The organism is Nocardia amamiensis NBRC 102102, from assembly GCF_001612745.1.
GTDB classification, from domain to species: Bacteria; Actinomycetota; Actinomycetes; order Mycobacteriales; family Mycobacteriaceae; genus Nocardia; species Nocardia amamiensis.
Genome location: NZ_BDBA01000024.1, coordinates 26656 through 49470, shown reverse-complemented (window position 1 = coordinate 49470; position 22815 = coordinate 26656). Strand labels below are relative to the sequence as shown.

The 22815-nt window shown below is 65.8% G+C and carries 22 protein-coding genes; 14 read left to right on the top strand and 8 right to left on the bottom strand.

Translation table 11 applies throughout. The features are described from left to right. The first annotated feature begins 8 nt into the window (after positions 1-8). The gene (locus tag NA4_RS06765; protein WP_067465603.1) at positions 9-611 is read left to right on the top strand and encodes an HXXEE domain-containing protein; all 603 of its coding nucleotides are present in this window, start codon (positions 9-11) and stop codon (positions 609-611) included. Positions 612-919: 308 nt separating this feature from the next. Next, the gene (locus tag NA4_RS06760) at positions 920-3658 is read left to right on the top strand and encodes an AAA family ATPase (RefSeq protein WP_084496864.1); all 2739 of its coding nucleotides are present in this window, start codon (positions 920-922) and stop codon (positions 3656-3658) included. 192 nt (positions 3659-3850) lie between these two features. Here the strand turns inward: NA4_RS06760 and NA4_RS06755 are convergent, their stop codons facing one another. Both NA4_RS06755 and NA4_RS06750 read right to left on the bottom strand, forming a co-directional pair. After that, a complete protein-coding gene (locus tag NA4_RS06755) occupies positions 3851-4753 on the bottom strand; it encodes an SMI1/KNR4 family protein (protein ID WP_157128852.1) in 903 nt (300 codons plus the stop codon). Between the two features lie 70 nt (positions 4754-4823). Beyond that, positions 4824-5228: a VOC family protein gene (locus tag NA4_RS06750; protein ID WP_067465594.1), complete on the bottom strand. Its 405-nt coding sequence runs from the start codon at positions 5226-5228 to the stop codon at positions 4824-4826. 84 nt (positions 5229-5312) lie between these two features. On the opposite strand from NA4_RS06750, the gene NA4_RS06745 reads away from it, so the two are divergent. The 3 genes from NA4_RS06745 (at position 5313) to NA4_RS06735 (ending at position 8412) form a co-directional block, all read left to right on the top strand. After that, positions 5313-6377, top strand: coding sequence for a serine hydrolase domain-containing protein (locus tag NA4_RS06745; protein ID WP_067465590.1), 1065 nt, complete (start codon positions 5313-5315; stop codon positions 6375-6377). A 297-nt stretch (positions 6378-6674) separates the two neighbouring features. Further along, positions 6675-7760 carry a fatty acid desaturase family protein gene (locus tag NA4_RS06740; RefSeq protein ID WP_067465585.1) on the top strand — a complete coding sequence of 362 codons (1086 nt, stop codon included), beginning with the start codon at positions 6675-6677 and terminating at the stop codon, positions 7758-7760. 49 nt (positions 7761-7809) lie between these two features. Beyond that, a complete protein-coding gene (locus NA4_RS06735; RefSeq protein WP_218022260.1) occupies positions 7810-8412 on the top strand; it encodes a hypothetical protein in 603 nt (200 codons plus the stop codon). A 38-nt stretch (positions 8413-8450) separates the two neighbouring features. Here the strand turns inward: NA4_RS06735 and NA4_RS43615 are convergent, their stop codons facing one another. Together NA4_RS43615 and NA4_RS38750 are read right to left on the bottom strand one after the other, a co-directional pair. Beyond that, positions 8451-8519: a hypothetical protein gene (locus tag NA4_RS43615; protein WP_373862763.1), complete on the bottom strand. Its 69-nt coding sequence runs from the start codon at positions 8517-8519 to the stop codon at positions 8451-8453. Next, the gene (locus NA4_RS38750) at positions 8519-8635 is read right to left on the bottom strand and encodes a helix-turn-helix domain-containing protein (RefSeq protein ID WP_245671150.1); all 117 of its coding nucleotides are present in this window, start codon (positions 8633-8635) and stop codon (positions 8519-8521) included. Before NA4_RS38750 ends, NA4_RS43615 begins: the two co-directional genes overlap by 1 nt. A 404-nt stretch (positions 8636-9039) precedes the next feature. Between NA4_RS38750 and NA4_RS06730 the strand changes: the two genes are divergently transcribed. From NA4_RS06730 to NA4_RS06720, 4 genes are all read left to right on the top strand, one after another. After that, on the top strand, positions 9040-9195 hold the full coding sequence (locus tag NA4_RS06730) for a hypothetical protein (protein ID WP_157128851.1): 156 nt from the start codon (positions 9040-9042) through the stop codon (positions 9193-9195). Continuing rightward, the gene (locus NA4_RS06725; RefSeq protein WP_067465571.1) at positions 9192-9482 is read left to right on the top strand and encodes a hypothetical protein; all 291 of its coding nucleotides are present in this window, start codon (positions 9192-9194) and stop codon (positions 9480-9482) included. Before NA4_RS06730 ends, NA4_RS06725 begins: the two co-directional genes overlap by 4 nt. Before the next feature lie 49 nt (positions 9483-9531). Beyond that, positions 9532-9702, top strand: a complete 171-nt coding sequence (locus NA4_RS40125) for a hypothetical protein (protein WP_157128850.1) — start codon at positions 9532-9534, stop codon at positions 9700-9702. Between the two features lie 275 nt (positions 9703-9977). Further along, positions 9978-10733, top strand: coding sequence for a glutamine amidotransferase (locus tag NA4_RS06720; protein ID WP_067465567.1), 756 nt, complete (start codon positions 9978-9980; stop codon positions 10731-10733). Between the two features lie 128 nt (positions 10734-10861). Here the strand turns inward: NA4_RS06720 and NA4_RS06715 are convergent, their stop codons facing one another. Then, a complete protein-coding gene (locus tag NA4_RS06715) occupies positions 10862-11254 on the bottom strand; it encodes a type II toxin-antitoxin system VapC family toxin (protein WP_067465562.1) in 393 nt (130 codons plus the stop codon). Beyond that, on the bottom strand, positions 11251-11520 hold the full coding sequence (locus tag NA4_RS06710) for a hypothetical protein (RefSeq protein WP_063709500.1): 270 nt from the start codon (positions 11518-11520) through the stop codon (positions 11251-11253). The genes NA4_RS06715 and NA4_RS06710 overlap by 4 nt, the downstream gene beginning before the upstream one ends. Positions 11521-11705: 185 nt before the next feature. Here NA4_RS06710 and NA4_RS06705 point away from each other — a divergent pair, with 185 nt between their 5' ends. After that, positions 11706-12248 (top strand): hypothetical protein, encoded by a 543-nt coding sequence (locus tag NA4_RS06705; protein ID WP_067465552.1) that lies wholly within the window; start codon positions 11706-11708, stop codon positions 12246-12248. 181 nt (positions 12249-12429) lie between these two features. Here NA4_RS06705 and NA4_RS06700 read toward each other — a convergent pair whose 3' ends face one another. Together NA4_RS06700 and NA4_RS06695 are read right to left on the bottom strand one after the other, a co-directional pair. Then, positions 12430-12672, bottom strand: a complete 243-nt coding sequence (locus NA4_RS06700) for a hypothetical protein (protein ID WP_067465548.1) — start codon at positions 12670-12672, stop codon at positions 12430-12432. 13 nt (positions 12673-12685) lie between these two features. Further along, on the bottom strand, positions 12686-17557 hold the full coding sequence (locus NA4_RS06695; RefSeq protein WP_067465543.1) for an FHA domain-containing protein: 4872 nt from the start codon (positions 17555-17557) through the stop codon (positions 12686-12688). Positions 17558-17920: 363 nt separating this feature from the next. On the opposite strand from NA4_RS06695, the gene NA4_RS06690 reads away from it, so the two are divergent. The 4 genes from NA4_RS06690 (at position 17921) to NA4_RS06675 (ending at position 22778) form a co-directional block, all read left to right on the top strand. Next, positions 17921-19630 carry a WXG100 family type VII secretion target gene (locus tag NA4_RS06690; RefSeq protein WP_067465536.1) on the top strand — a complete coding sequence of 570 codons (1710 nt, stop codon included), beginning with the start codon at positions 17921-17923 and terminating at the stop codon, positions 19628-19630. A gap of 279 nt (positions 19631-19909) precedes the next feature. Beyond that, positions 19910-20599 (top strand): AfsA-related hotdog domain-containing protein, encoded by a 690-nt coding sequence (locus tag NA4_RS06685; RefSeq protein ID WP_067465531.1) that lies wholly within the window; start codon positions 19910-19912, stop codon positions 20597-20599. 72 nt (positions 20600-20671) lie between these two features. Then, positions 20672-21973, top strand: coding sequence for a protoporphyrinogen/coproporphyrinogen oxidase (locus tag NA4_RS06680; RefSeq protein ID WP_067465526.1), 1302 nt, complete (start codon positions 20672-20674; stop codon positions 21971-21973). A 163-nt stretch (positions 21974-22136) separates the two neighbouring features. After that, the gene (locus NA4_RS06675) at positions 22137-22778 is read left to right on the top strand and encodes a hypothetical protein (protein WP_067465521.1); all 642 of its coding nucleotides are present in this window, start codon (positions 22137-22139) and stop codon (positions 22776-22778) included. Positions 22779-22815 lie beyond the last annotated feature (37 nt).

Sequence of the window (22815 nt, the reverse complement as noted above, 5' to 3'; positions counted from 1 at the left end):
GTTCGCTCATGACCAAACGACCTGAACCCTATTCGGCCGCCGTGATGGCGGTCCTTGCCGTCGGCTTCTGCGCCTGGGCGCTGCTGACTCTGCCCATCCAGGGTGCCGTCATCCTCACGGCAGCCAGCGTTCTGGCCTACACCGGATGGATCGCCTTCAGCTACCGGCGCCCGGTGAAATCACGGAAAGCTGTCGCCATCTATCTGTGCGCGGTCGGCTTTCAGCTGATCCACATGGCCGAGGAATACACCGGTGGCTTCCCCCACGAGATCGTCGAATTGTTCGACTCCCCCCGCGACTGGCCCGAGCGAGAGTTCCTGCTGGTGTTCGTCTTCGGCTTCGGCGCGCTGTACTTCTTCGCCGGCGCGGGCGCGCTCTACCGAATCCGCGTGTCCAACTTCTTCCTGTGGTGGTACGCCCTGGGCGCGGGTCTGCTCAACGGCATCTCACACTTCGTATTCCCGATCATCAAAGGCGGCTATTTCCCGGGCCTCTACACCGCAGGGGGCCACTTCATCATGAGCGCATTGCTGATCTACTTCCTCGTCAAGGAGAGCCGTCAGCTCGCCGCGGCGGATCGACCGGCGGCGGACCCACTGCCGGTCACGTAGTGCAGCGACCCGGGCGCACGCGTAGCGTGAACGCCGTCTCAGTTTCACAATCAAATCGCAGAATCTTTTGTTATTGAGACGGCGTATTCTGCGTTTTTCTCATGAATATCAGGCGAAATAGACTTACCCGAAGTAAAATTCTCCGCTAGAGTGTCTATCCAAAGTCAGTCGATCGACCGGGGCGATACTCATGCGAAACAAGGTGCCATTCAGTTCTTCCAGGGTGCGGTGCAGGGGCGACCTCCCGGCTTCCGGGACCGCGTCGTCGCCGAACAGATCGCCTTCTACCGCCGGAGCACGGCGCTAACATGAAGGGCACCAACACATCACACGACGCGGCACCCATGCTGTTCGGCCGGGAGCCGGAGCTGTCGGCCATCTCCGAGCTACTCGAACACGGATCCGGCGCGCTGGTCGTCTGCGGTGAGGCCGGCATCGGAAAGTCCGCACTCCTGGCCCACGCCGCCGCCGATGCGCGCGGACAGGTCCTGCGCGTAGCCGGGATCCAGTCCGAAGCAGACCTGCCCTTCGCCGCCCTGCATCTGCTGCTGCGCCCGGTTCTCGATCACACCGACGCGTTGCCGCCCCAGCAGGCAGCGGCGTTGCGCGGTGCTCTCGGCGTCGGCGCCGCCACCAAGGCGGATCGGTTTCTCGTCGGGCTGGCGACGCTCAATCTGCTGGTGGAGCTGTCTCTGCAGGGTCCCATGCTGTGCCTGATCGACGACGCGCAGTGGCTCGACGGTGAGTCCGCCGACGCGCTGCTGTTCGCCGCCCGCCGCCTGCACTACGAGCCCGTCGTCGTCCTGTTCGCTACTCGCACACAGGCATTCGCAGCGCACGGTCTACCCGGGCTGCACATTCGCGGCCTCGACGCCGAGGCGGCTCGCGAACTGCTCGCCGTCGAAGCGGCAGACCTTCCGCCCGCGGTCCGCGATCAGCTGATCACCGAGGCACAGGGCAATCCACTCGCGTTGCGCGAGCTGCCCCGCATGCTCACCCCCGAGCAGCGCACCGGCGCCCGTCTGCCGCTGTCGTTCTCCCTCGGCTGCGCCCATCAGGCCACCGACCGCGTCCTGATCGGATTCCGCGACCGCGTCGCGACGCTGCCCGCCGCCACACGCACCTGTCTGCTGGTGGCAGCGCTGGACCACCACGACCGACTCGACCGGCTGTCGCACGCCGTCGAACTGCTCGACGCGTCCCTGGCCGACTTCGCCGCAGCCGAACGCGCAGGCCTGATCCGGGTCGGCCCGGACGGTCTCACCTTCCACCATCCACTCGTCTCGACAGCGGTACTGCTGGCCTGCGATATCGCCGAGCGCATGGCCGCACACCGCGCCCTGGCCCGGACATCCGACACCGACCGTCGCGCCTGGCATCTGGCCGCGATCACCCAGACACCCGATGAACAGGTGGCACAGGAACTCGAGAACATGGCGCTGCGGGCCCGCAGCCGCGGCGGACAGACCGCGATATCGGCGGCCTACGCCCGGGCGGCGGAGCTGTCCACCGATCCCGCCGACGCCGTCCGGCGCTGGGTCGTCGCGGCACACGCCGCCATCGAGGCCGGCCTGTGGCAGCGCGCCGCCGAACTGGTGGACGAAGCTCGCGCGCGGACCGCATCGGTCACGGTGCCGGGGCCGGTCCTGGCCGAACTCGCCTATGCGCGTGCCGTTCTCGAAGTGGAGAACGGCAGGCCGCTGGCGGGAGTGCGCTTGCTGCACGACGGTATCGAGGCCACCGACGACCTGCCGACCAAACTGACGTTACTGAGCGTGGCAGGCTTCTACACGTGGGCCAGTGCCGCCCACCCCGATCAGCTCGTCCTCGCCCGCCGCACCGAACAGCTGTGCCCCACCGGCGACGACAGCGCCCTCACCGCGGTGCGCACGATCAACCACGCCTTCCGGCTCATCCTGCAGGGCGACGCCGTGGCCGTCCCGTCCTACCGACCCCCGGACCCAGACGAGAACGTCCCCTACGAACTGCGTTTCCTCATCGGACTGCAGGGCCTCGACCGGGCCGATATCGACGGCATGCTCGACAGCGCGACAGCCCTGGTGCAGCAGTGCCGAGCCGAAGGGCGGCTCGGTCGCCTACCGCAGACCATGGTGCTACTCGCCATCGCCGAACTGCTCGACGGCCGGCACCGATCCGCGCGCGCCACAGCAGGCGCGGGCCTGGCCCTGGCCACCGATGTCGGCCAGCCGATGTGGCGCGGATACCTGGCAGCCGTCCATGCCTGGCTGTCCGCGGCCGCCGGTGACCGGGAGGAATGCGAATCAATGGCCCAGCAGGCGATCTGCGACGCGGATCACCGCCAGTGGGTGATGGCCGACTGCTGGGCCGAGTACGCCCGGGCGACGCTCGACCTGGGACTCGGCCACTACCGCGCCATGCTCGACCGGGCCGATCGCGTGATGACCGGCCAACTGCGGCACGCCTTCCTGTGGCGGTATCTGTGGCCGGACTACATCGAAGCAGCCGTCCGGGCGGGCGAACCCTCGCGGGCTCATCAATATCTCGACCGCTTCGCCCAATGGGCGGAGTCCACCGGCCGCCCGGCGCCGCGGGCCGTGCTCCAACGGGCCCGCGCACTGCTGGCCCCCGACCACAGCGCCGCAGCACTCTACGACGCCGCGCTCGCCCTGCACGCCGAGGACACCCAACCCTTCGACCAGGCACGCACCCGCCTCGTCTACGGAGAATGGTTGCGCCGCAACAAACGACGAGCTCAGGCTCGCGTCCAGCTCGAGTCGGCCATGGAAACCTTCGACCAGCTCGGCGCGGCCCCCTGGGCTGCCCGCGCTGCCACCGAGCTGCGAGCCACCGGGACAACGCTGCCGCAGCGTGGGGACCAGTCGCTGCTCACACCGCAGGAACTGCAGGTGGTCCGTCTGGCAGTCACTGGTGCGTCCAACCGCGAGATCGGCGCGCAACTGTTCCTGAGCCCACGCACGGTCGCCTCACACCTGTACAAGGCCTTCCCGAAACTGGGCGTCGCGTCGCGCGCCGAACTGGCCCGACTCCCCCTACCCGACAATTGAACAACGCACACAAGGTGAGCTAGACCACCCCCCGTCACGCCGTCGGATGCTGTCCCGTCTTGTGCAGTAGCTCCCCGCGCGGAACTCGCCCAGATCCAAGGCAATCCCGAAATCGACGCGGGTGATGATCGAGCCGTATCCGCAGCCGGACAGCATCTCCCACTGACGCCGCTGTCGAAAGGCGGTGGGTGATTAGGATGCGACGTCGTCGGAGTCGAGCGTCACCCACATGATGTCGTCAGGAGCCCGTCCCGAAACACGTAGTACCGCGCCTGTACCGACCATCACCCAGGGCGCGGGCTCCTCGATGAAGACGTTGAAATCCGTGGCACAATCCTCCGCTGCACGCAGTTCGTCGACGTCCCAGTCGTACACGACCGCTCCCGCTCGTACCAGCTCGATACGGCAGCCGTCGGGCAGCCGCCCTGCTGATTCAACCGACCGCAGGGCCACACTGCGCAGTCCACGCAGTTCCACTTCGCTGCGCGCTGCATCGAACCGCATCGGCGGCTCGGCATCGAACACAGTTGCGAAGCCGACTGAGCTGTTGCAGGGCAGGAACTCCGCGCGGTCTGTGTCGTAGACGATGTCACCGGCTTCGGCGGATGTCACGACTCGCGCCAGCCACGCCGTCAGGTTCGGGGCCATCGGCGGATCGTGGTCGTCGTCGTGGTTCCATCGGAAGACCTGCCCTGCAGTACCCGCCGGTCCGGGCGCCATATCAATGCACAGGTAGTCACCACCCACCGAATACGCAAAGGGGATCCACCCACGGCCCCCATCGGCGTCCAGCTCACCGATCCTCCGGTATGCCTTGACGATGGATTCCGCACTGAGCAGGTCGAATCCGTTAAAGATCGCACGCCCACCGTTATGGATCTTCAGCACGGTCTCGAGCTCTTCGGGCAGTGCCCGACACAAATCCGCCTCGGAGCGGGCGAGAACCCTGTCATCGGCCGGTGGGCAGAGATTCTCCGCGATCAGCGGCGCAGCACCACGCAGCCACGTCTCGAACCGCGCCCACACGAGGTCAATACCAACACTTCCGACCATCGCCGCAGCGTAACAACTGATCTGGGAACGTACATCGAGCAATGCGACCGCCCGCGCCGAACAAACCGGTTCTATTGCCTCCCGACCGCACCCGATCACGCGTTCAGCGGCATTACCGTGTGCTCGGGTGGCTCTCCACTGCCTCGACCCGGCGCCGGAGGAGGCAGAATTCGTTCCCCTCCGGGTCGGCCAGTACGTGCCACGTTGCGGCGCCGGGCTGGCCGATGTCGACCTTCCGCGCACCCGCGGCGAGCAGCCGGGCCAGTTCCGCGTCCTGATCGCGGTCGGTGGGGTTCACGTCGAAGTGCAGCGGCAGCTTCCCGCGCTTCGGCTCGGCGCTGCGACCGAAAACCAGTGTGGGCTGGGGCCCGCCGAAGCCGGTTCCGGGCGGGCCGATCTCCAGGTGGTCGTCGCCCTCCCAGCCGAGTTCGACGTAGCCGAGGACTTCGCACCAGAAGTCCGCCAGCCGTTGTGGGTCGGCACAGTCGATGACCAGTTCGGTGATCCTGCAAGACATGCGCGCGATTCTAGGCCCGGTAGCCAACCTATTCGGCCGGAAAATGGGTGGCTCGGATGTTCGTGGTCTGGCTAGGTTACGCCCGTGGCGCAGATCGAAGGCTGGTGTGATGACCGATTCGGCGCGGTCGCCGAGGCGCTGGCGGCCTCGCTGGACTCCGATGCTGTCGGCGCGGCCGCGGCGGTGTTCGTCGACGGTGCGCCGGTGGTCGATATCTGGGGCGGATACGCCGACGCCGCCGGCACCGTCGCGTGGGAGCGCGACACCATCGTCACCGTGTGGTCGACGACCAAGACGATGGTGGCGTTGTGTGCACTGATCCTGGCCGATCGCGGCGACCTCGATCTGGACGCGCCGGTCGCGGTCTACTGGCCGGAGTTCGCGGCCGCGGGAAAGCAGGATGTGCGGGTTCGGCAGTTGCTGGGTCATACGGCGGGCCTGCCGGTCTGGGACGATCCGGTCGCGGCCGCCGACCTGTACGAGTGGTCGATGGTCACTGCGCGGCTGGCCGCGCAGCCACCACAATGGGCGCCGGGCACCGCGGCCGGATATCACGCGATCACCTTCGGGTTCCTGGTTGGTGAGGTCATCGCACGGGTGACCGGGCGCAGTGTCGGCACGTTCTTCGCCGAGGAGGTGGCCGGGCCGCTGGGCGCCGACTTCCATATCGGGCTCGCCGCCGAGCACGACCGGCGCGTCGCCACACTGCTCCCCGCGCCCGAAGGGGACAAACCGCCGGGATTCCCGGTCGGGGTGTCCGACGCGAACACGGTGCAGTGGCGGCGCGCCGAGATCCCCGCCGTGAACGGTCACGGCAATGCCCGCTCGGTCGCCGCTGTGCAGTCGGTGCTGGCGTGCGGTGGCACTGTCGGCGGGGTCCGGCTGCTGTCACCGGACGGGTGCGAGCGCGTCTTCGACGAACAGTTCCGCGGCGCCGACCGCATCCTGGACTATCCGATCCGCTGGGGTATGGGATACCGGTTGGAGAACCGCACGTGTTCGTGGGGTGGGTGGGGCGGTTCGCTGGTGCTCGTCGACTTCGAGCATCGAATGACGGTGTCGTATGTGATGAACCAGATGCTCTGGAACCGCGGCTACGATCGGTCGCTCGGCGTGCTGCTGGCCGCGTACGAGGCGATCACGAGCTGACTAGTAGCCGATGCCGACGGTGCCCGAGCTCAGCGCAACAGCGGTGAGCTGTGCTCGTAGCCGACACCACGAGATCGAGCGTCCGCCAGCAGCTGAGCGGTTCGAGGAGTCGGCACGTGCGGTAGGCATCCAATATCACACCGCAGTCCGATTCCATGTCATACCAAAGGGTTACGGGTAACGAGAATCCGGCCGATAGCTTCGGGGTATCGAAATCGGCGCCCCGCTCCGACATCGACCGGCCGACATCTTCGACGGACGGAGGTGGCGTCGCCGACCCAGCTCTCAGGAAGATCTATGACGACACCTGCCTTGGTCCCCGAGTCATCTCCACGGTCACCGCAGCGCGGCGCCAACGGTGATTACGCCCGTCTATTGGCCCGGATCTCCGACGCGGGGCTGATGAACCGGCGTCCCGTCTACTACGCCGTCCGCCTCAGCCTCGTCGGGGTCGCGTTCGCAGCCGGCTGGGCGGCGTTCGTCCTCATCGGCGATTCGTGGTGGACGCTGCTGGTCGCGGGGTTCATGGCCGTGACATTCGCTCAAATCGCACTCGTCATGCACGATGTCGCACACCGCCAAGTCTTCCGGCTACGGCAGCCGACAGAGCTCATGGGACGACTCGTCGGCAACGCCGGCATCGGCCTGGGCTACGGCTGGTGGCAGGACAAGCACACCCGGCATCACGCCAACCCGAACCACGAGGAACTCGACCCCGACGTCGCGCCCGACATTCTGGTCTGGTCACAACAGCAGGCACGATCCAGCCGCGGTCTGCCTCGGCTCATCGGGAGAGCGCAGGCATTCCTGTTCTTCCCCCTCCTGTTGCTGGAGGGCCTGAACCTCCATGTCGCCGGCGTACGCGCGCTCAGAAATCGATCGGTCAAACACCGCAAATTGGAGGGCACACTGCTGTTCGGCCACTTCGCCACCTACCTGGCCGCACTGTTCGCGGTTCTGCCCGCCGACAAAGCCTTCGCGTTCCTTGCTGTCCACCAAGGCCTCTTCGGCCTGTACATGGGCTGCATCTTCGCCCCGAACCACAAAGGCATGCCGACCTTGACCGGCAACGAACGCCCCGACTACCTCCGTCGCCAGGTGATGACCTCCCGCAACGTGCGCGGTGGCGCGTTGACCGACCTCGCCCTCGGCGGGCTCAACTATCAGATCGAACATCATTTGTTCCCGAGCATGCCGACGCCGAACCTGCGTCACGCCCAGGTGATCGTGCGCGACTACTGCACCGAAATCGGTGTGCCCTACCACGAAACCGGGCTGATCTCCTCATACCGCGAGGCACTGAGACACCTGCACCACGTCGGCGCTCCTCTGCGCACTCCCGATCGACACCCGAGCGCCGAAGTGCCACAACGCAATCATTGAACACAAGCCCTCACGGTGACCCACGAACCGCACCTCCCCCACTAGCGGCATGATCAACACAGCCAACCTGTCCGGGGATGCGGACACGTCACGTCCCGCTAGCCTGCTTGGAGACACAATGAACAGCGCATACTCGCCCGTCGCGGAACTGAATCTTCTGAAGGAACTGCAAGACCGACTCGGCTTCGAGAATTACGCCGCCGGATTCGGGCTTACGGATTTCGGGGACATCTCCGGGCTGGTGGCGGGCTGGTCGAAGGACCCAAAGTTCACCGACCGGCTGATCCCCTTCGCGCAGGCCAACGGTTCCGGCTCGTTCTACGCGCTCTGGCGGCTCGACGAGCAGGCCGATCCAGCCACGCTGCCGGTGGTCGTCTTCGGAGATGAAGGCGGGGAGCACGTTGTGGCCCGCCACGTGCGGGAGCTGTTTCAGCTCCTCGGCTTGGACTCGGAGATAAACGTCGACGTGGAAGAAGCCTACTTCTACCGCAGCGAGGACGAGCCATACAGTGATGGTCACGACGAGTACGTAGCCTGGCTCGACCAGCAGTTCGGCCTGGCGGTGGCAGAGGACCCCGCAGCAGTCCTCGCGGCAGCGCAGGCGGAGATGGCCCAGCGGTTCAACGACTGGGTCAGGCCTTTTCTCCTTTGACAGCTGCCCAGGACTCTCGCTATCGCTTGTGATGGTTCTTACGGTCGCTCGAACTCGCCGTCAGCCAAGCCAGCGGTGAAGGCGTCCCACTCCGCGGGGGCGAAGATCAGCGCCGGGCCGGTCGGGTTCTTGGAGTCCCGCTCTCCAGGCGCTGTAGCGTGCCCGCGCCCCGCTCGATCAGCCGGGCAGCGTCCTGGATCGACAGCCCCGCCTCGAGTCTCATCTCACGGAGATGTCGGCCCAACTGACGGCGCGGGATGGTGGTCGGAATCTTCCCCATATGGCTTCGTCCCCCTGTTTCGTGGATGGCACCCGGTCGACTTCATGGATGGCCCGTCGCGTGGTGCTGGATGACATTGTGCACGCGGCGCGGACGGGTTGCTGGGGAAATGGACGAATTCGGATGGATGGTCCAAATAGCCTGTCCACCTCGGTGTTTCGGGTGTCTACTCGGCCCGCACCCGGAACCGGGAAATCCCTGGCATCTGCCCTTTGCCAGTGGGCATCCGGCACGGTCGAGGAGCACTGTTGCCGGATGGTGCGGTCCAGCCCTCGGTTCCGGGTGCTCCCAACGTCTTCGATCCAATGGAGGGTTGATCCGTCATGGACCACAGCTCGCTGTCTGTCATGACCACCGGCCGCGCGCATCTGATCATGCAGACGCACAAGGAATGCCCGATCACCGCGTGTCCGGTCAAGCTCCAAGCCAAGACACACCTGATCCACACGGGCAGACTCGTCCCCGAATCGCGGCCCCGGCGACCGGTCGAGTTCGGATCATGAACAGGTTCACCGAGATCGAAGTCCGCGCGCTGTACGAGGTCATCGCGGCCGTGGATGCCCGGCTGGCCGAACGCGCCGCACAGGGCCACAAGCTCACCGTTCCGCGCGCCAAGATCTACGCCGCCGTTCTATACGCGGTCATCGTCAGCGCGCGGGACGCCGGACACCACGGAGCCGGGAGCCTGGCCAGCGCGCCACTGCTCGATGTCATCCTCAACGGTGCCGAAGCGACGGACTGGGACACCGCGATCGTCGCCGCAATCATGGACTTCCCCGCGCTCAACTGATGCAGCCGCGTGGGATGGGAGCGAATATGCAAATGCAGAATCAGGGCGGGTGGAAACGATGATCGGCGACGGATGGATCGTGGCCGGAATCGCGGTCGCGGTCGGCCTACCGTTAGGTGTGCTCATCGCGGTGCTGGTGTGGCCGGAGCGCATCCCGAAAGATCGATCGGTGGAGGCGATCAGGCAGCGGATAGAGAGCGAGGACCCGCCTGATCGGTGAACTTTCACCAGCACGCTTTTCAGAACCCGCCGACAGGCCCAGCGGCACCCTTCCCGCTTCCTGGCGACGATGGATGGATCGTCGCCCCCTCCGGCGGCTGCATTTCCAGCCGGGACGGAGGATGGTCCATTAACATCAACTCGCAGAGCGTCGTGGACAGCATGTCGGCGTAGCACCTGTGTTTCACAGCCGGGGAATACTGACCGTGAGTGGAGGGCAATCGTGGCATCAGGTCAGGCTCTGAAGCTCGAGCTCGATATTCGTGACGGTCTACGGTGAGCGCGTCAAAACCCTATCTGCTATTGCAGTTGCGACCCGAGCGCGAGGCGGCGGACGACGAGCATCGCGCCGTGCTGCGATTTTCTCGCCTCGATACCGAGGAACTGGTGCGAGTACACATGGACCAGGGACTACCCGATATCGACCTGGATGATTTCTCGGCTGTGATCGTCGGCGGCGGACCGAGCAATGTCAGTTATCCCGCCGACCAGAAATTTGATTATCAAAAACAGTTCGAGCCGAAACTGAGGCAGCTGGTCGCCGAGGTTGTCGCCAGGGACTTCCCATATTTCGGCGCATGCTATGGATTGGGCATCTTGGCCCAGGTATTGGGCGGCGAGGTGAGCGACCGACGATTCGCTGAAACAGCGGGCGCGCAGACTATGATCCTGACCGACGAAGGCAGCGAAGACCCCCTGCTGGCCGACATTCCGCGCTCGTTCCGGGCGTTCGTCGGACACAAGGAAGCTTGCCAAGAGGTGCCACCGGGCGCGGAACTGCTGGCCGAGTCGGCCGGTTGCCCGGTACAGATGATCCGGGTCGGAAGGAATATCTACGCAACCCAGTTCCATCCCGAATTGGACAGCAAGGGCTTGGCACTCCGCATCGAAACCTACCGTGACGCCGGATATTTCGACCCGGACGAGGCGGAACGTTTGACGGCCCTAGGCCATCAAGAATCCGTCCCCATTCCCGGGGAAATGCTGCGCCGGTTCGTCGCCCGGTACCGAAGTGGTGTCGACGGGCGATAACGGCCACTCTTGACTGTCCGGCCCTCCGCGCGGCGGCGAGGTTTGTACGGAAAACAAGACCATCACGCATGACCAGGCGGTGTGATCGGCGAACGGGATACGACCCGGCCGTAGTAACGGTACCGGGGTCAGCCGGACGCACCCACCACTTCCACCCCGTGGATCCGGGCGGCCTTCTGCATCCCATCATCCAGGGTCATCAGTGGATAGGCGAGGCGCTGGGCAAGCGCGATATACCAGGCATCCGCGTACGTGGCGTTATCGATCAATCCCACGGCGGAAACCGAATCGACCGGTTCGCGGATCCGCTCCACGGGGTGATTGCTGAACGCATCGATCAATGCACGCGCCTGCTCGAGTTCCAGTTCGCCGCGTCGCGCCAGCCGGATCAGCGCGGAGCCGACTTCGAAGTCCACATGCGGAGGGGAAACACACCCGGCTATGCGGATCCGGTCCGCATAGCCGGACGGCAGCGCCCCTCGCAGCAGATCGACCCAGACCGAGGCATCGACGACGATCACTCTTCGCCCCGGTCGTAACCGTCCCGAATTTCACGCACCGCTTCGGCTCCCGACACCGTCGCCCGACCGGTGATACCCAACCGCTGCTGCGTCTGCTTCAACTCTTCGTCCCATGTGGCGATAGCCCGCCGTTGCAGTTCCCGCCGGACATCTGCTGCCATCAGGTCCCGCAGATACGCCGACACCGATTTGTGCTCGGCACTAGCTTTCTCTGCGATCACTGCGGCCACTTCGTCTGGGACGTCTCGCACCTGAACCGTCGCCATTACCCACCCTCCTGTGCATGAATTACATGCAGTACTTCATGCACAGAATAGCATGCATCAACGGTGGGAAGGCGGCTGACCCGGCGGAGGAGTCGCGCAGAGGGCACAACGTCGGCGCAGCTCGAAGCGGCATTTCTCCACCCCTGGGCCGCACGGAGGCGCGGGAACGGGGATATGTTGCCGGTATGCCGCCCAACCAGCTCGTTGTCGCCGCCATCGATGTCGGCAAGCTCGCGAATGTCGGATGGTGGCGCATCGCGGAAGTCGGAGCGAGTGGCGGTCGCGACTTGGACGACCTCGTCACCTCGCTCGCGGCCGACCTCAACGAAGGCCGCCCCGTCGCGCTCGGCTTCGAGGCGCCGCTGTTCATCCCCAATCCTCCCGCCACAGGTGGCCTCGGGCGACAACGAGACGGCGAGGCGGGACGCCCGTGGTGCGCGGGCGCCGGAACCATCGCGCTCGCATTCGGCGTCCAGCAGGCGTCGTATGTGACGCACCGGCTCGCTGAGACGCTGCACCGCCCGATCCGGGCCGGAGTGGACGCGGAAAGCCTGCTCAGTGGTTCACTCGATCTGCTGATCTGGGAAGCGTTCGTGTCCGCGGGTTCCAAGGACCGCACTGCCACCGAGCCGCACATCTCTCCGATGCGAGAGCAGCGGCGGAGGAGTTCCACCGCCGCGCCGCCACCGGCCATATCCAGTCGGACATCGCACCCACCGAGGTTCTGAACCTCGTCGCCGCGGCACTGCTCGCTTCCGGGCTGGCAACCGATACCTCGCTGTTGACCAGTCCATGCGTGGTAGTCAAGTCGCCTCAACTCTGATCGCGGCAGGCGACCTCAGCTCGCGGGCTCGTGCGAGCAGCGATAGACAGGATGCGCCTACGCTGCGTGCGGCGTGGCGCGATGGGCTAGCCCTCTTCGCCGCCGGGTCCGTCCAGGCCGGCCTCGCGCAGGATCTGGGCCAAGGTGTCGTTGTCGACGGGGCGTTCCGGCGGTTCACTCTCCGATACCGGGTTCTCCCTCGCCGCCGGGAGCATCTCGGCGTAGCCCGGGTCGCCGGGGTGGAACTCCTCGAAGCCGCTGTAATAGACGCCATCCTCGGTCCGGCCACGCAACGGCAGCAGGATCGTCACCCCGTCCTCAGCGAGCATGGGCGGACTTGTGTCATCCGAATACGCGGTCAAAGTAATCCTTCAGCTGATTGGCGATCTGTTTATCGTTGAGGGCGAACTTGCGCAGCTGAGCGGTGCCACCGTGCATCCAGGCCGTGAAAGCCTCGGCGAAGGCTTCGCTGCGCTTGTCGAAGTAATCGTTCCACTGATGACGCTTCCCGATGGATTGCAGCATCGTCGCGTGCAGGTTGCGCCATTCTTGCGCATCGCTGAGCCACTTCCCACCCGTACCGTACGCCGCGTCGGCGGCGTGGCCGAACTCGTGCCAGACCACGTTGAAACTGCCATGGCTCCCACCGGAGTTGATCACGACCCGCCGCGGACCACCCATGTACACGCCGCCAACGGTGTTCCAGCTCGTTCCCGGCTTGCGGCCGTATGGGGTACTGCCCGCAAGACTCTCGGTACCGGGCAGATCGAGCAAGGGCCGGTTGCCGATGACGATTCCGCCTCCGGTCACGGCGTTCATGTGCTCGCTGACTCTCGCGTAGATATGGCTGGGCACTCGGGCGAGGTCCTCCAGCATCTGCCGGGTCTCGGGTGTGCGGTCGACGACGTTCACAAAAGCGCCGCCGTCGGGAGGAGGATAAGCGACGGTGAACTCGTACGAGTCAGCCAGCCGCACGTGATCGCCCGGATGCAGCATGACCTTCGTCCCGGGCTTGATCTCCTTGCCGTTGACGTAGGTGTGGTTGGTCGATCCTTCGTCGCGGATCCACACCCGGCCGGATGGGTAGGTGCCGATGCTGGCGTGCCGACGGGACATCTCGTTGAGGCGGGGCAGCCCATCGGGCAGCTCCGCGCTGTCCCGCCCGAGCAGCACCGGCTCGCCGCCGCGCGCTAGATCGAGCGACAAATCGCCGTGCGGCCCATTGAGTTTCACCGCCAAGAGACGTGTGCCGTCGCGGTAGCCATCGGCGAATCGCGCGGCGCCCACCCAGTCGCCGAGACGGATCTGATCGCCTGGACGCAGGCGCACCGGTCCCTGGTCAGGGTCGACCTTGAGGTTGTCGACCCAGGTTCCCCGCGTGGAGTGCTCGTCACGCAACCACACGTTTCCGTACTCGTCGCGGTAGATAGTGGCATGACGCCGGGACACCTGGGAGTGGTCGGCCAGTTGATCCGCCATCGGCGAGTCCAGGTCGCGGCCGATCATCACCTCCTCGCCACGACGAAGCGTCAGCGGCGGAACGTTGTCATCGTCGGACAACCGCAACGTCAGCGGCGCTTCCTCGCCCAATTGAACTCTCGCGGACACGTTGTCGAAGCTGACCTTGTCGTCGGCGTTCAAATACCGTTTCTCGCCCGGGGGGATCGCCTCGTCGTTGACACGGACGCGGCTGTAGCTGTTCGGGTCGCGCACCCATATCCGGCCATCGAGGTCACGTCCGACGACGACTTGATGACCGGACATCTGGCCGGGTATGCCGATCATCGTGTGACCGTTCAGAAGGCTGACGTCAACGGACACTTCCTGGCCGGGTTGCAAGCGAATCGGAGATCTATGCTCGTGGGGCGGGTAGTGCAGCTCCGCCGGCGGGAGCTGTGTGGGTTCATCGCCTCCGAGGCGGGCGGTCCCGACGTAATCGGGACCGAGTCCGATACTGTCGCCTTCGGTGAGTGTCACCCGCTGGTTCGGCGCAATCCGGCTCCCGTTGATCCAGACCCCGTCCGATCCTCGGTGGTCGCGGATCCACAGCCGACCGTCGTTGTCCAGACCGAGCGTCGCGTGCTGCGGGGCGATGCCGGAGACTCCGCGCAGCTGCGACGCGAAGGGCGAGCTCTCGTCGGTGCCGATCACGACCGACTGCCCCGGCTCGAGCCGCACCGGTGTAGCGTCCGAACCGCCGATCCGCACGCGCAAGGGGCTCGCGTCCATCACCCCATCCGCCGGGACGAACTGTGCCTCACCGAGATATCTGCCGAGCTCGACGGAGTCGCCCGGTGCCAGGGTGCGCTGCTCCCCCTTGGCGAGTCGCTCGTCGTTCACCCGAGTGCCATTGGTGGAGTTGTCGTCCCGGATCCACACTCGGCCGTTCTCGTCCATGCCGACGGTCGCATGGCGCGCCGAGATAGTCATTCTTCGTTGCGCTTCCGGGTGCACCATGCTGCGGCCGATCTCGATCTCCTGGCCGCGATGGAGCGTCAGCGTGGGTCCGTCGTTGCCGAACAGCCGCAGTTCCGCAATCTGGCGCTGGAATGTGACTCCGAGTTCGAGATCTCGGCTCAGCAGGATGTCTTGGCCGTCGTAGATGCGCACCCAGCGCTCGCCGGTCAGCTGCTTGCCGTCGACGAAGGTACCGTTCTTCGAGTTCTCGTCGCGGAGGAGTACGTGGCCCTGCTCGTCCACCTTGAGGGTCGCGTGGCGACGCGATACACCATCGGTTGCCACGTTCTCCAGCAGCGCCCCCTTGCCGCGGCCGAGAACGTATTCCTGACCCGGAATCAATCGAAGTGGGATCGGTGTGCCGTCTTCGCCGGTCAACACCACGTCCACATAGCCGCCGTCGGGATGGCGGTAGAACATGGTGGCCCCGGATGGAGGAGGAGCCGCCGCCAGGGCATACGCATCGTCGGTCACCGATCGAAGGTGCGGCTCCGCGCGCGGCTGCGATCGCGTGGGGGGACCGTCATAGGTCGGCTCGTCGAGCGGGTTCCGTCGCCCAGCGGACAGCTCCTCCGGGACAACCGGAACCTCGGCCTCTTCCGGCACCGACGGCCGCCGCCCCCCAGTCCCGTCATCCAGCGAACCACGGCGCCCACCCGGCTGCTCTTCCGCGACAACCGGAACGTCGACATCCTTGGGCACGGGCGGCCGATCCTGGGTCCCATCATCAAGCGGATTCCGGCGCCCACCCAGGTGCTCCTCCGGCACGATCGGAACGTCGACATCCTCGGAGACCGGCGGCCGGACACCCCTGCCCTGTGGGGATTCCGGCAGTCCGTTGTCTCCCGCGCGGCTCCAGGGAGACTGGGATCGGCTCTGGCGCATGTTCTCGTCGAGGCGGGGCGGCCTGTCATTGCGCGGCGTGGCGGAAACGCCCCGGCCATCGCTGCCCCTCCGTTGGCCGTTCGCTTCCGGTACCAGCGCGGATGGTTCGCTGGTGAACGGGGGCCGAGACCCAGGCGCGGTGACACGAGGGCCGCCGTCGCCCGCCGCGTGCTCCGCCAATGCATCGAGCCGTTGCAGCATGACATCGTGCCAGCCCACCCGATCAGCAACGGAGAACACCGGGCTCAGCTCTTCGACGCGCTGCCGAATCTCCAGCACCTCGGACCGGGTGAGGCTGTGGTCACTCCACAGGACTTCATTATCGGGTCCGTAGTGCTGAAAGTGCTCCGCGAAGGGGCTGATCGCATACTGCACGTTGTCGAGGTCTTCGAACGCTCGGCTGTGGTCTATTCCCCACACGTTCCCGTCGGGGTCGACCATCCAGTTGTCGCTATTGCGGTCGGGTATACGTGTCAGCACGTCGAGAACGCCCTGACGCAGTCCAGCAGGGGTTGTGAAGAGCTCCTCCGGCCATGATCTGCGTGGATACGCGTCCGCCGCGACTTTGCCGGGGACCACCTCCATGTAAACGTGGTCGCCGATGACATGCACCGCCGGTACCCGTGCGCCGACCGCGTCGCCGACCAGCGAGCTCAGCAACTCCGCATGCGCGTGCCGCGGATCGGAAACCACCTTGTGGATCACCTCGGTGCCGTCCTGGAAGATGAGCCGCTCCACCACTTTTGCCGACTTTCCCGCAGTGGTGAATCGCTCGATCGTTTCGACCCGTGGTGGTATGCCGGAGCGCAATCGCTCGCGAATGTCAGCGGCGAAGTCCCGCTGGCGCGCCGCGATCCGGGACAACCCGCCGTCGGCATTGGTTGTATCGCGACCGCCGCGCGCCGCATGGGCACCGGCCAGGTGGACCCGCAATGCACTACCCGCCGCCCCGACGAAACCGCTACCGAAGCCGGTGATGACGGATTCGCGAACCATCTTGAACAGGTCGCCGAGGCTGTTGATTTCTCCGTGGTGGATGATCACCGAGGGCACCGCCCCGGCCAGGCCGCCGGCCAGGCCGCCCGCGCCGCCGATCAGCATGGTGCCGCCCATGTGCACGGCGAGGCGACCGGGGCGGGAGGTGGCTCTGCCGCCGAGCAACCCGAACACGCGCGGAGCGACCCTGCGACCGACCTCAGCGCCCGCCACGCCGCCGACCACTCCACCGGCGAGCATTTCCAGGAACGCGCCCACGTCGAACTTGTCGCGGACACCGCTGGCCAGGTCCCACGCCTGTGCGCCCCCACTGATCGCCGCGCTGGTCAAGAGGCCGATCTTGGCCGCGTGGACCGCCCCGTGCAGCGCGGCCCGTTGCGCCGCGCCTGCGGCCACGTTCCCGGCCACCTCCGCGGTGAATCTCGCCGCCGCCGCGCGCATCGCCTCCTCGGCTTCCAGCCGATCGATCAGGGCCTTGGCCCCGCCACCCTGGAAGAACAGCAGCGCGTCGTAGGCCAGCTGCGCCGCCAGCGCGATCCCCATCGCGGTAAGCAGGTGCTGCACTTGGACGGTGGAGTCGGCGACGTCATGACACTGCTTCCCCAGGCTCTTGCACACCGCTGCTTGAGCGCGCATGGACGTGGCGACGTCGCGGTGCCGCTCGCCCAATGCCTGCTGGGTAACGCCGGTGATCTCCTGCTCGGTACCAGCTCCCTCGGCCTCGTACCGATCAGCCGAGCTGTCGATTTCCTCGCCGGCCCGCAGGTACGCGTCCCCGTTGTTACGCATACCCTCCACGCTGGTCTCGGGCCAATGCCCGATGACCAGGTCACGCACAGCCGACGGCACCTCGGCCAGCAGCCCGCTCGACTCCATGGCAGCCTGCCTCCCGGCACCCTCACACCCGCCGAGCGACAATCTAGACAAATCAGACAAGGCGCGATATTCCCAATGTTGGAAAGTGCAATTTCGCGCAGCCGGTTACTCACGCCGTATGCGGCACCTATCCGGCCGAGATTATTGGACCGCTACGCATTCGCCCCTGCAACCCGAGGCCATTCGGACGACGCATACACGCGTGGAATATCGACGCGATTCGCGCCAGGCACCATTTTCACGGGCACGATCGGCTGCGACGTGATGTAAGGCAAGAGAGTCGACAACGGAAGTATCACCGCCGACGGGAAGGCGCTGCGGTGTTCGGTGATAATGGATGACCCAGCGCGTTGGGAGGACAGTGTGGGCGAGCAGTTTGCATTAGATCCGGATCGGCTACGTGCTCATGCGCCCGCATTCGAGCAGATCGGCGCGGATGTGGCGGCAACCGTGCGGCGGCTCCACGACGCGCTGTCCAAGGAAGGCACACCCTGGGGCGATGACGACGCCGGGCGCGCCTTCGCCGAGTCCTATGTTCCGGAAAGCAAGCAGACCATGTCCAACCTGAACAGCCTGGTCGAGGTGCTGCAACAGGCGGGTGGCGATCTGCGCAATCTCGCCGCTAACTTCGAGAATCAGGACTTGGCCCTCGGGCAGAGAGTCCGCAACGCCGGCAACGCAATCCAGAACGGCTCGACATCGCTTCCGGTCAGCGACAACACTGTCACACAGCAGCTCGGCCCGAGCCGCACAACCCCAGCAACCGTGGCCCAGCCGCATTCAGAACTTCCGGCAGACGCAACGCCGACCACTCCGCAGCCGACACACCAATCGCCCTCCCCAGCGCCGGCTACCCAGCGCTCACCTGACGCATCGAAGGCGCCCGCCGACACGCAAGACCCGACCGAGGGCGGGCCCGCCGACACGCGAAAGCCAACCATGGACGGACCCTCCACCGAGCAGCAGCCTGGGCAGCTGAACAGGAATCCGACCGACCGCGACCAACCGGGCACCGACCATCAAGGCGTACCCGGCCCGAGCGTGAATCCATTTCGCCAAATGGCTGCCGAACCTGTCCGGCCTGCGCAGAATGCCCCGGCCGCTTCACCGTGGACCAGGCCTACCCCGCGCGCGACGAATGCGGCCGCCCCGGCAACAAGCACACCATGGTCCCAGGCCGCATCGAGTCATCCACCGCGAGTCTCGGCCCCAGAAGCCGGCACACCCGGTTCTCCGCCGCGTATGCCCGGCAGACCCGCGCGTCCAGAGCAAAAGCCGGAGCAGACCAATGTGAACGGCTCAGGCGAATCCGTCGCGGCACGCCTCGCTCGGGAGCTGGCCGAGTGGCACGGGGTGCACGCGTTCGGCTTCGACACCCCCGATGTTCCCGAGCAGGTGCTGACCGAGATCGTCGCCGCAGTAGACGATGTGCTGCCGCAGTATCCGCAGATCGCCGTGCATGCGATCGGCATCGACGAGCTGCCGGACGGCGAAACTACCCTGTTGGAGTGGCATGCGGCGAACAACCTCGAAAACTCTGACTCCGCACAGGAATCCGACGCGATTGTGGAACCAAGCGGCGAACGGCCGCTGATGACCGCCCGGATTGTGCTGGCAGTACACGCGGCGACCGACTCGAAGCGCATGGAGCAGACCATCACCGCGGCCGACAGCGCCGGTCTACTCGCGCCGGGATGTGCACGACGACCGGTGTATTCATCGATCGTCCGTGAACTCGGCGGGGCGCTGGACGGCGCAGGCGGGTTCGGCGCCCGCGCCGCAGCGCAGCGGGCGCTGCTCACGGCCTACCTGCCTCAGCTGAATCCGGAGGACAAGGGATCGCTGAACCGCACAGTGTCCGGCTTCCAGGAGTGGCGCTCACAGTTGAGCGGCCGCAGCTTCCGCCGCGGGCGGTTCCAACCTGCCGACGCGTTGGCCGAGGCATTCACCGACGTGGTGTTGAACGGCGCGCAGGCCGCACCGCCCGCACAGGTCCTGTACCGCCTACTGGTCACGACGGCCCGATCCGCCGGTCCGCATGCGGACCGGCAAGGCCGGCCCGCGCGCTCGTGAGTCCGCTACGGATGAGCTGTGTTCAGATCGTCACCGGTGTGCGATCTTGGTGCGCACTGCGAGCTGAGTTGACTTGGAGCGCAAGGGCTACTGTGTGCGGCATGCGGTGGCTCGTGCTGGTCGGTGTGGTGCTGGTGTCGACCTTCGTGACGCGACCAGCGCCGACGATGCGGCCAACCTCCCGCTCCGGAATACGCACCCGGCGCCTGTGCACCGACCAGGAGACTCTGGTCGAGATCAGCCTGGCCGCGGCCCGGCACGCGATCGCCCCGGCTCGGGATGTCGCGCTTCCGCCCGGAGCTGTTGGCGGTGGGCGAGTGCCCGGCCGATATCGTCATCGACGTCGAAGTCGACCGCAATCTGAAGACTCGTGGGCAGCTCACCAACGCCACGATGACCTATGCGGTGATCGCCGACGGCGAGGTAGCCGCGAATTGCGAATCGTCGTTCATCTGTATGCCGCGTGAACCGTACGACGAGCTGCGTACCGAAGGTATCGCGAAGAAATCGCGACTGGGCGTCGAACCCAGGCGCAACGATGAGCTCGATCTCGTGACACCCGAAGAGGTCGGGCGCTCGAACCGCAAGAATGTGGTCATCGGGCGCGGGAACGCCGGTACCTATCCGATCTGCCTGGCCACCGACCATCCGTCGTTGTTCGATCACGAGGTCGACCATGTTTCCGGTGCGGTGATCCTCGAGGCCTGGCGGCAGACAGCACTTATGCATCTGTCGTCCCCGGCCTCCGGGTTCGACATGCGCCCAGAGGATCTGCCGCGCATCGAGATCACCTCGTTCGCGGCGTCGTTCTCCGACTTCACCGAGCTCGACTGCACACCGTACTGCCGGGTGCTGCGTTCATCGATCGGACCGGCCGACACCGGTGGCCGGTCGATCGAGATGAGTATGGCGATCCTGCAGCGCGGTGTGCAGGTCGCCGAAATCGAACTCGGGCTGCACCTCATCTAACCCGATCCCGCGATATGCCTGTGGGGCAGCGCATTTCGCATAACCGACTACGTCATAGGATTGAAGGTAATCATGGTGATGAAAGTTGCTGTGGTCGGTTCCGGTATCTCCGGAATCAGCGCGGCGGTGAAACTGCACCTCGCCGGTCTGTCGGTAGAACTCATCGAAAAGGATGACGTTCTTGGGGGCCGGCTCGGCGTCTCGAAACTCGGCGGCCACGATGTGATGCTGGGCGGCAAGAACATCGGCCGCCGCTATCCCGTGCTGCGCACGATGCTCGACGATCTCGGCGCGAACGGCTACGAGCAGTTCGGCATCAACACCTCTCGCGTCAAGGAAGGCGTCGTGCTGCCGATCGACAGCACTCGGCGTTTACGCACCGTGACCAATTTGGCCAGGTTGAGCGGGCCGCGGGATTTCCTCACCCTCGCGCGGCTCGCCGCTCAGGTGCGCGGCGACGATTCGGCTCGGCTGCTCGGTTCGGAATTCGCCCGGAAGCTGAGTGTGCGCTACGACGACCGGCCACTATCGGAACATTTCGGATCCGAGCTGGTGAACAATGTCGTCCGCCCGGTGACGGTGCGAATGAACGGGGCCGAACCTGCCGAGGTCTACCTCGGCAATTTCGGCACCAACCTCGCGATGTTGCTCGACACCTACGATCAGCTCACCTCCGGTATTCAACCGGTGCTGTCGGTGATCGAGCGGCTGGTCGACGTGCGGCTCAGCTCGACCGTGCACCGGATCGAGCGGGCCGACGACGCCAGCGGGGATATCTCGGTGACAATGTCGACACCGCAGGGCACGGTGGAGACGACCCGGTACAACGGTGTCGTCCTGGCGACACCCGCGCATATCGCCGCCGACATCCTGTCGGCGAATTCGGCGGATTTCGAGCTACTCCGGTCTGTGAACTACTTCCCGGCGGCGGTCGCGGTCGTCGAGTACGCCGATGACGTCTTCCGGCCGGATATCCGTGCCATCGCGATGGACGACGGCCCGTGCAGCAATGCGGGCAGCTACGGAATCAACCAGCGCAACGTCGTCCGGTACACCTTCTCCGGCCGTCAGGCACGTGCGATCGGATCGTCGGGCGACGAGATCGCCAGCATGGTGACCGACGTCGAGAGTCTCCTGGTCACGTACCTCGGCATCCGCAAACCGGCCAGGGTCGATATGGTCACCCGGCACTGGGACGCCGCCTACTGCGCTTACGGTCCGCGTTACGGGGATTTCCTCGACACCGTTCGCGCACGGACAGCGCAGGTGGGCCCCAAGCTCGCGTTGGCCGGCGACTACATGCTCGGCGTATCGCTAGAGAACTGCTGCCGCTCCGGCAGAAAGGCGGCCACGGCGGTCCTCGCACAGTTGTGAGCCGTCGTCGCAGCGGCACTGCTCGCATCCGGGCTGGCCGCCGATGCCGCACTGCTGACCAGGCCGTGCGCGGTCGTCAAGTCGCCTCGACTCCGATCGGGTCGAGAAGGTCTCCGCTGGCGTGGGAAATCCATTGGCGCGCAACGGGCTAGTGTCTAGCTATATGCGGTGGGTGGTGCTGGTCGGCGTGGCAGTGGTGTTGAGTGCGTGTTCGCAGAGCACAACGGGAAATCCGCAGCCGGTGGCGGGTTCGGAAATCGGACCGTCGGCGTCCTTGGAGAGCGAGTTGCAGGCTCGGATCGATTGGGTTCGCCAAGGTTCGGCAATTGATCTCGGCCAGTATCACTCGGCGAGTCTCGACGATGGTCAGGCGACCGACTTGCAGTCGGATATCGCTTTCGTCAGCCCGACCGGCAAGATCAGTTGCATTACCGGAACCGCGCTCGGCATGGATGGGTTCGACTGCATAGTCGAACTGAAACAACCGGCGCCCGCGCCCGGCGAGGAGTACGGACAGTGGTTCGGCGGGTACGTCACCTACTCCGCGCAGCGCCTGACCGTCGGCCAATTCCGCGGCGACCCAGGGCTTTTCATCCACGGCCAGGGACTGGCCCTGCCCTACGACAGCACCTTCACCTTCGGCAACTATGCCTGCCGCCTCGCGACGACCGGCCTCACTTGCGTGAACCCCACCTCGCGCAGCGGCGTGCAGCTGAGCGACGAGGGCGTTGTCCCGCTCGGCTGCCTGCGTGAAGCCCATGAAGCAGAGCGCGAACCCGCTGTCGGTCGCGCCTATCGCTGCTGAATCAGCCTCTGCCCGACAGCGCCACCGAACCGGAAAA

Bases quoted from the DNA above. Each gene is read 5' to 3' on its own strand.
- NA4_RS06725 (WP_067465571.1), top strand. From the start codon at position 9,192: ATGAACAGGTTCACCGAGATCGAAGTCCGCGCGCTGTACGAGGTCATC.
- NA4_RS06685 (WP_067465531.1), top strand. From the start codon at position 19,910: ATGTCGCGCTTCCGCCCGGAGCTGTTGGCGGTGGGCGAGTGCCCGGCC.
- NA4_RS06760 (WP_084496864.1), top strand. From the start codon at position 920: ATGAAGGGCACCAACACATCACACGACGCGGCACCCATGCTGTTCGGC.
- NA4_RS06700 (WP_067465548.1), bottom strand. From the start codon at position 12,672: ATGCTCGCTGAGGACGGGGTGACGATCCTGCTGCCGTTGCGTGGCCGG.
- NA4_RS38750 (WP_245671150.1), bottom strand. From the start codon at position 8,635: ATGAGACTCGAGGCGGGGCTGTCGATCCAGGACGCTGCCCGGCTGATC.
- NA4_RS06765 (WP_067465603.1), top strand. From the start codon at position 9: ATGACCAAACGACCTGAACCCTATTCGGCCGCCGTGATGGCGGTCCTT.
- NA4_RS06710 (WP_063709500.1), bottom strand. From the start codon at position 11,520: ATGGCGACGGTTCAGGTGCGAGACGTCCCAGACGAAGTGGCCGCAGTG.
- NA4_RS06750 (WP_067465594.1), bottom strand. From the start codon at position 5,228: ATGTCTTGCAGGATCACCGAACTGGTCATCGACTGTGCCGACCCACAA.
- NA4_RS06695 (WP_067465543.1), bottom strand. From the start codon at position 17,557: ATGGAGTCGAGCGGGCTGCTGGCCGAGGTGCCGTCGGCTGTGCGTGAC.
- NA4_RS06740 (WP_067465585.1), top strand. From the start codon at position 6,675: ATGACGACACCTGCCTTGGTCCCCGAGTCATCTCCACGGTCACCGCAG.
- NA4_RS06705 (WP_067465552.1), top strand. From the start codon at position 11,706: ATGCCGCCCAACCAGCTCGTTGTCGCCGCCATCGATGTCGGCAAGCTC.
- NA4_RS06675 (WP_067465521.1), top strand. From the start codon at position 22,137: ATGCGGTGGGTGGTGCTGGTCGGCGTGGCAGTGGTGTTGAGTGCGTGT.
- NA4_RS06730 (WP_157128851.1), top strand. From the start codon at position 9,040: ATGACCACCGGCCGCGCGCATCTGATCATGCAGACGCACAAGGAATGC.
- NA4_RS06680 (WP_067465526.1), top strand. From the start codon at position 20,672: ATGGTGATGAAAGTTGCTGTGGTCGGTTCCGGTATCTCCGGAATCAGC.
- NA4_RS06735 (WP_218022260.1), top strand. From the start codon at position 7,810: ATGATCAACACAGCCAACCTGTCCGGGGATGCGGACACGTCACGTCCC.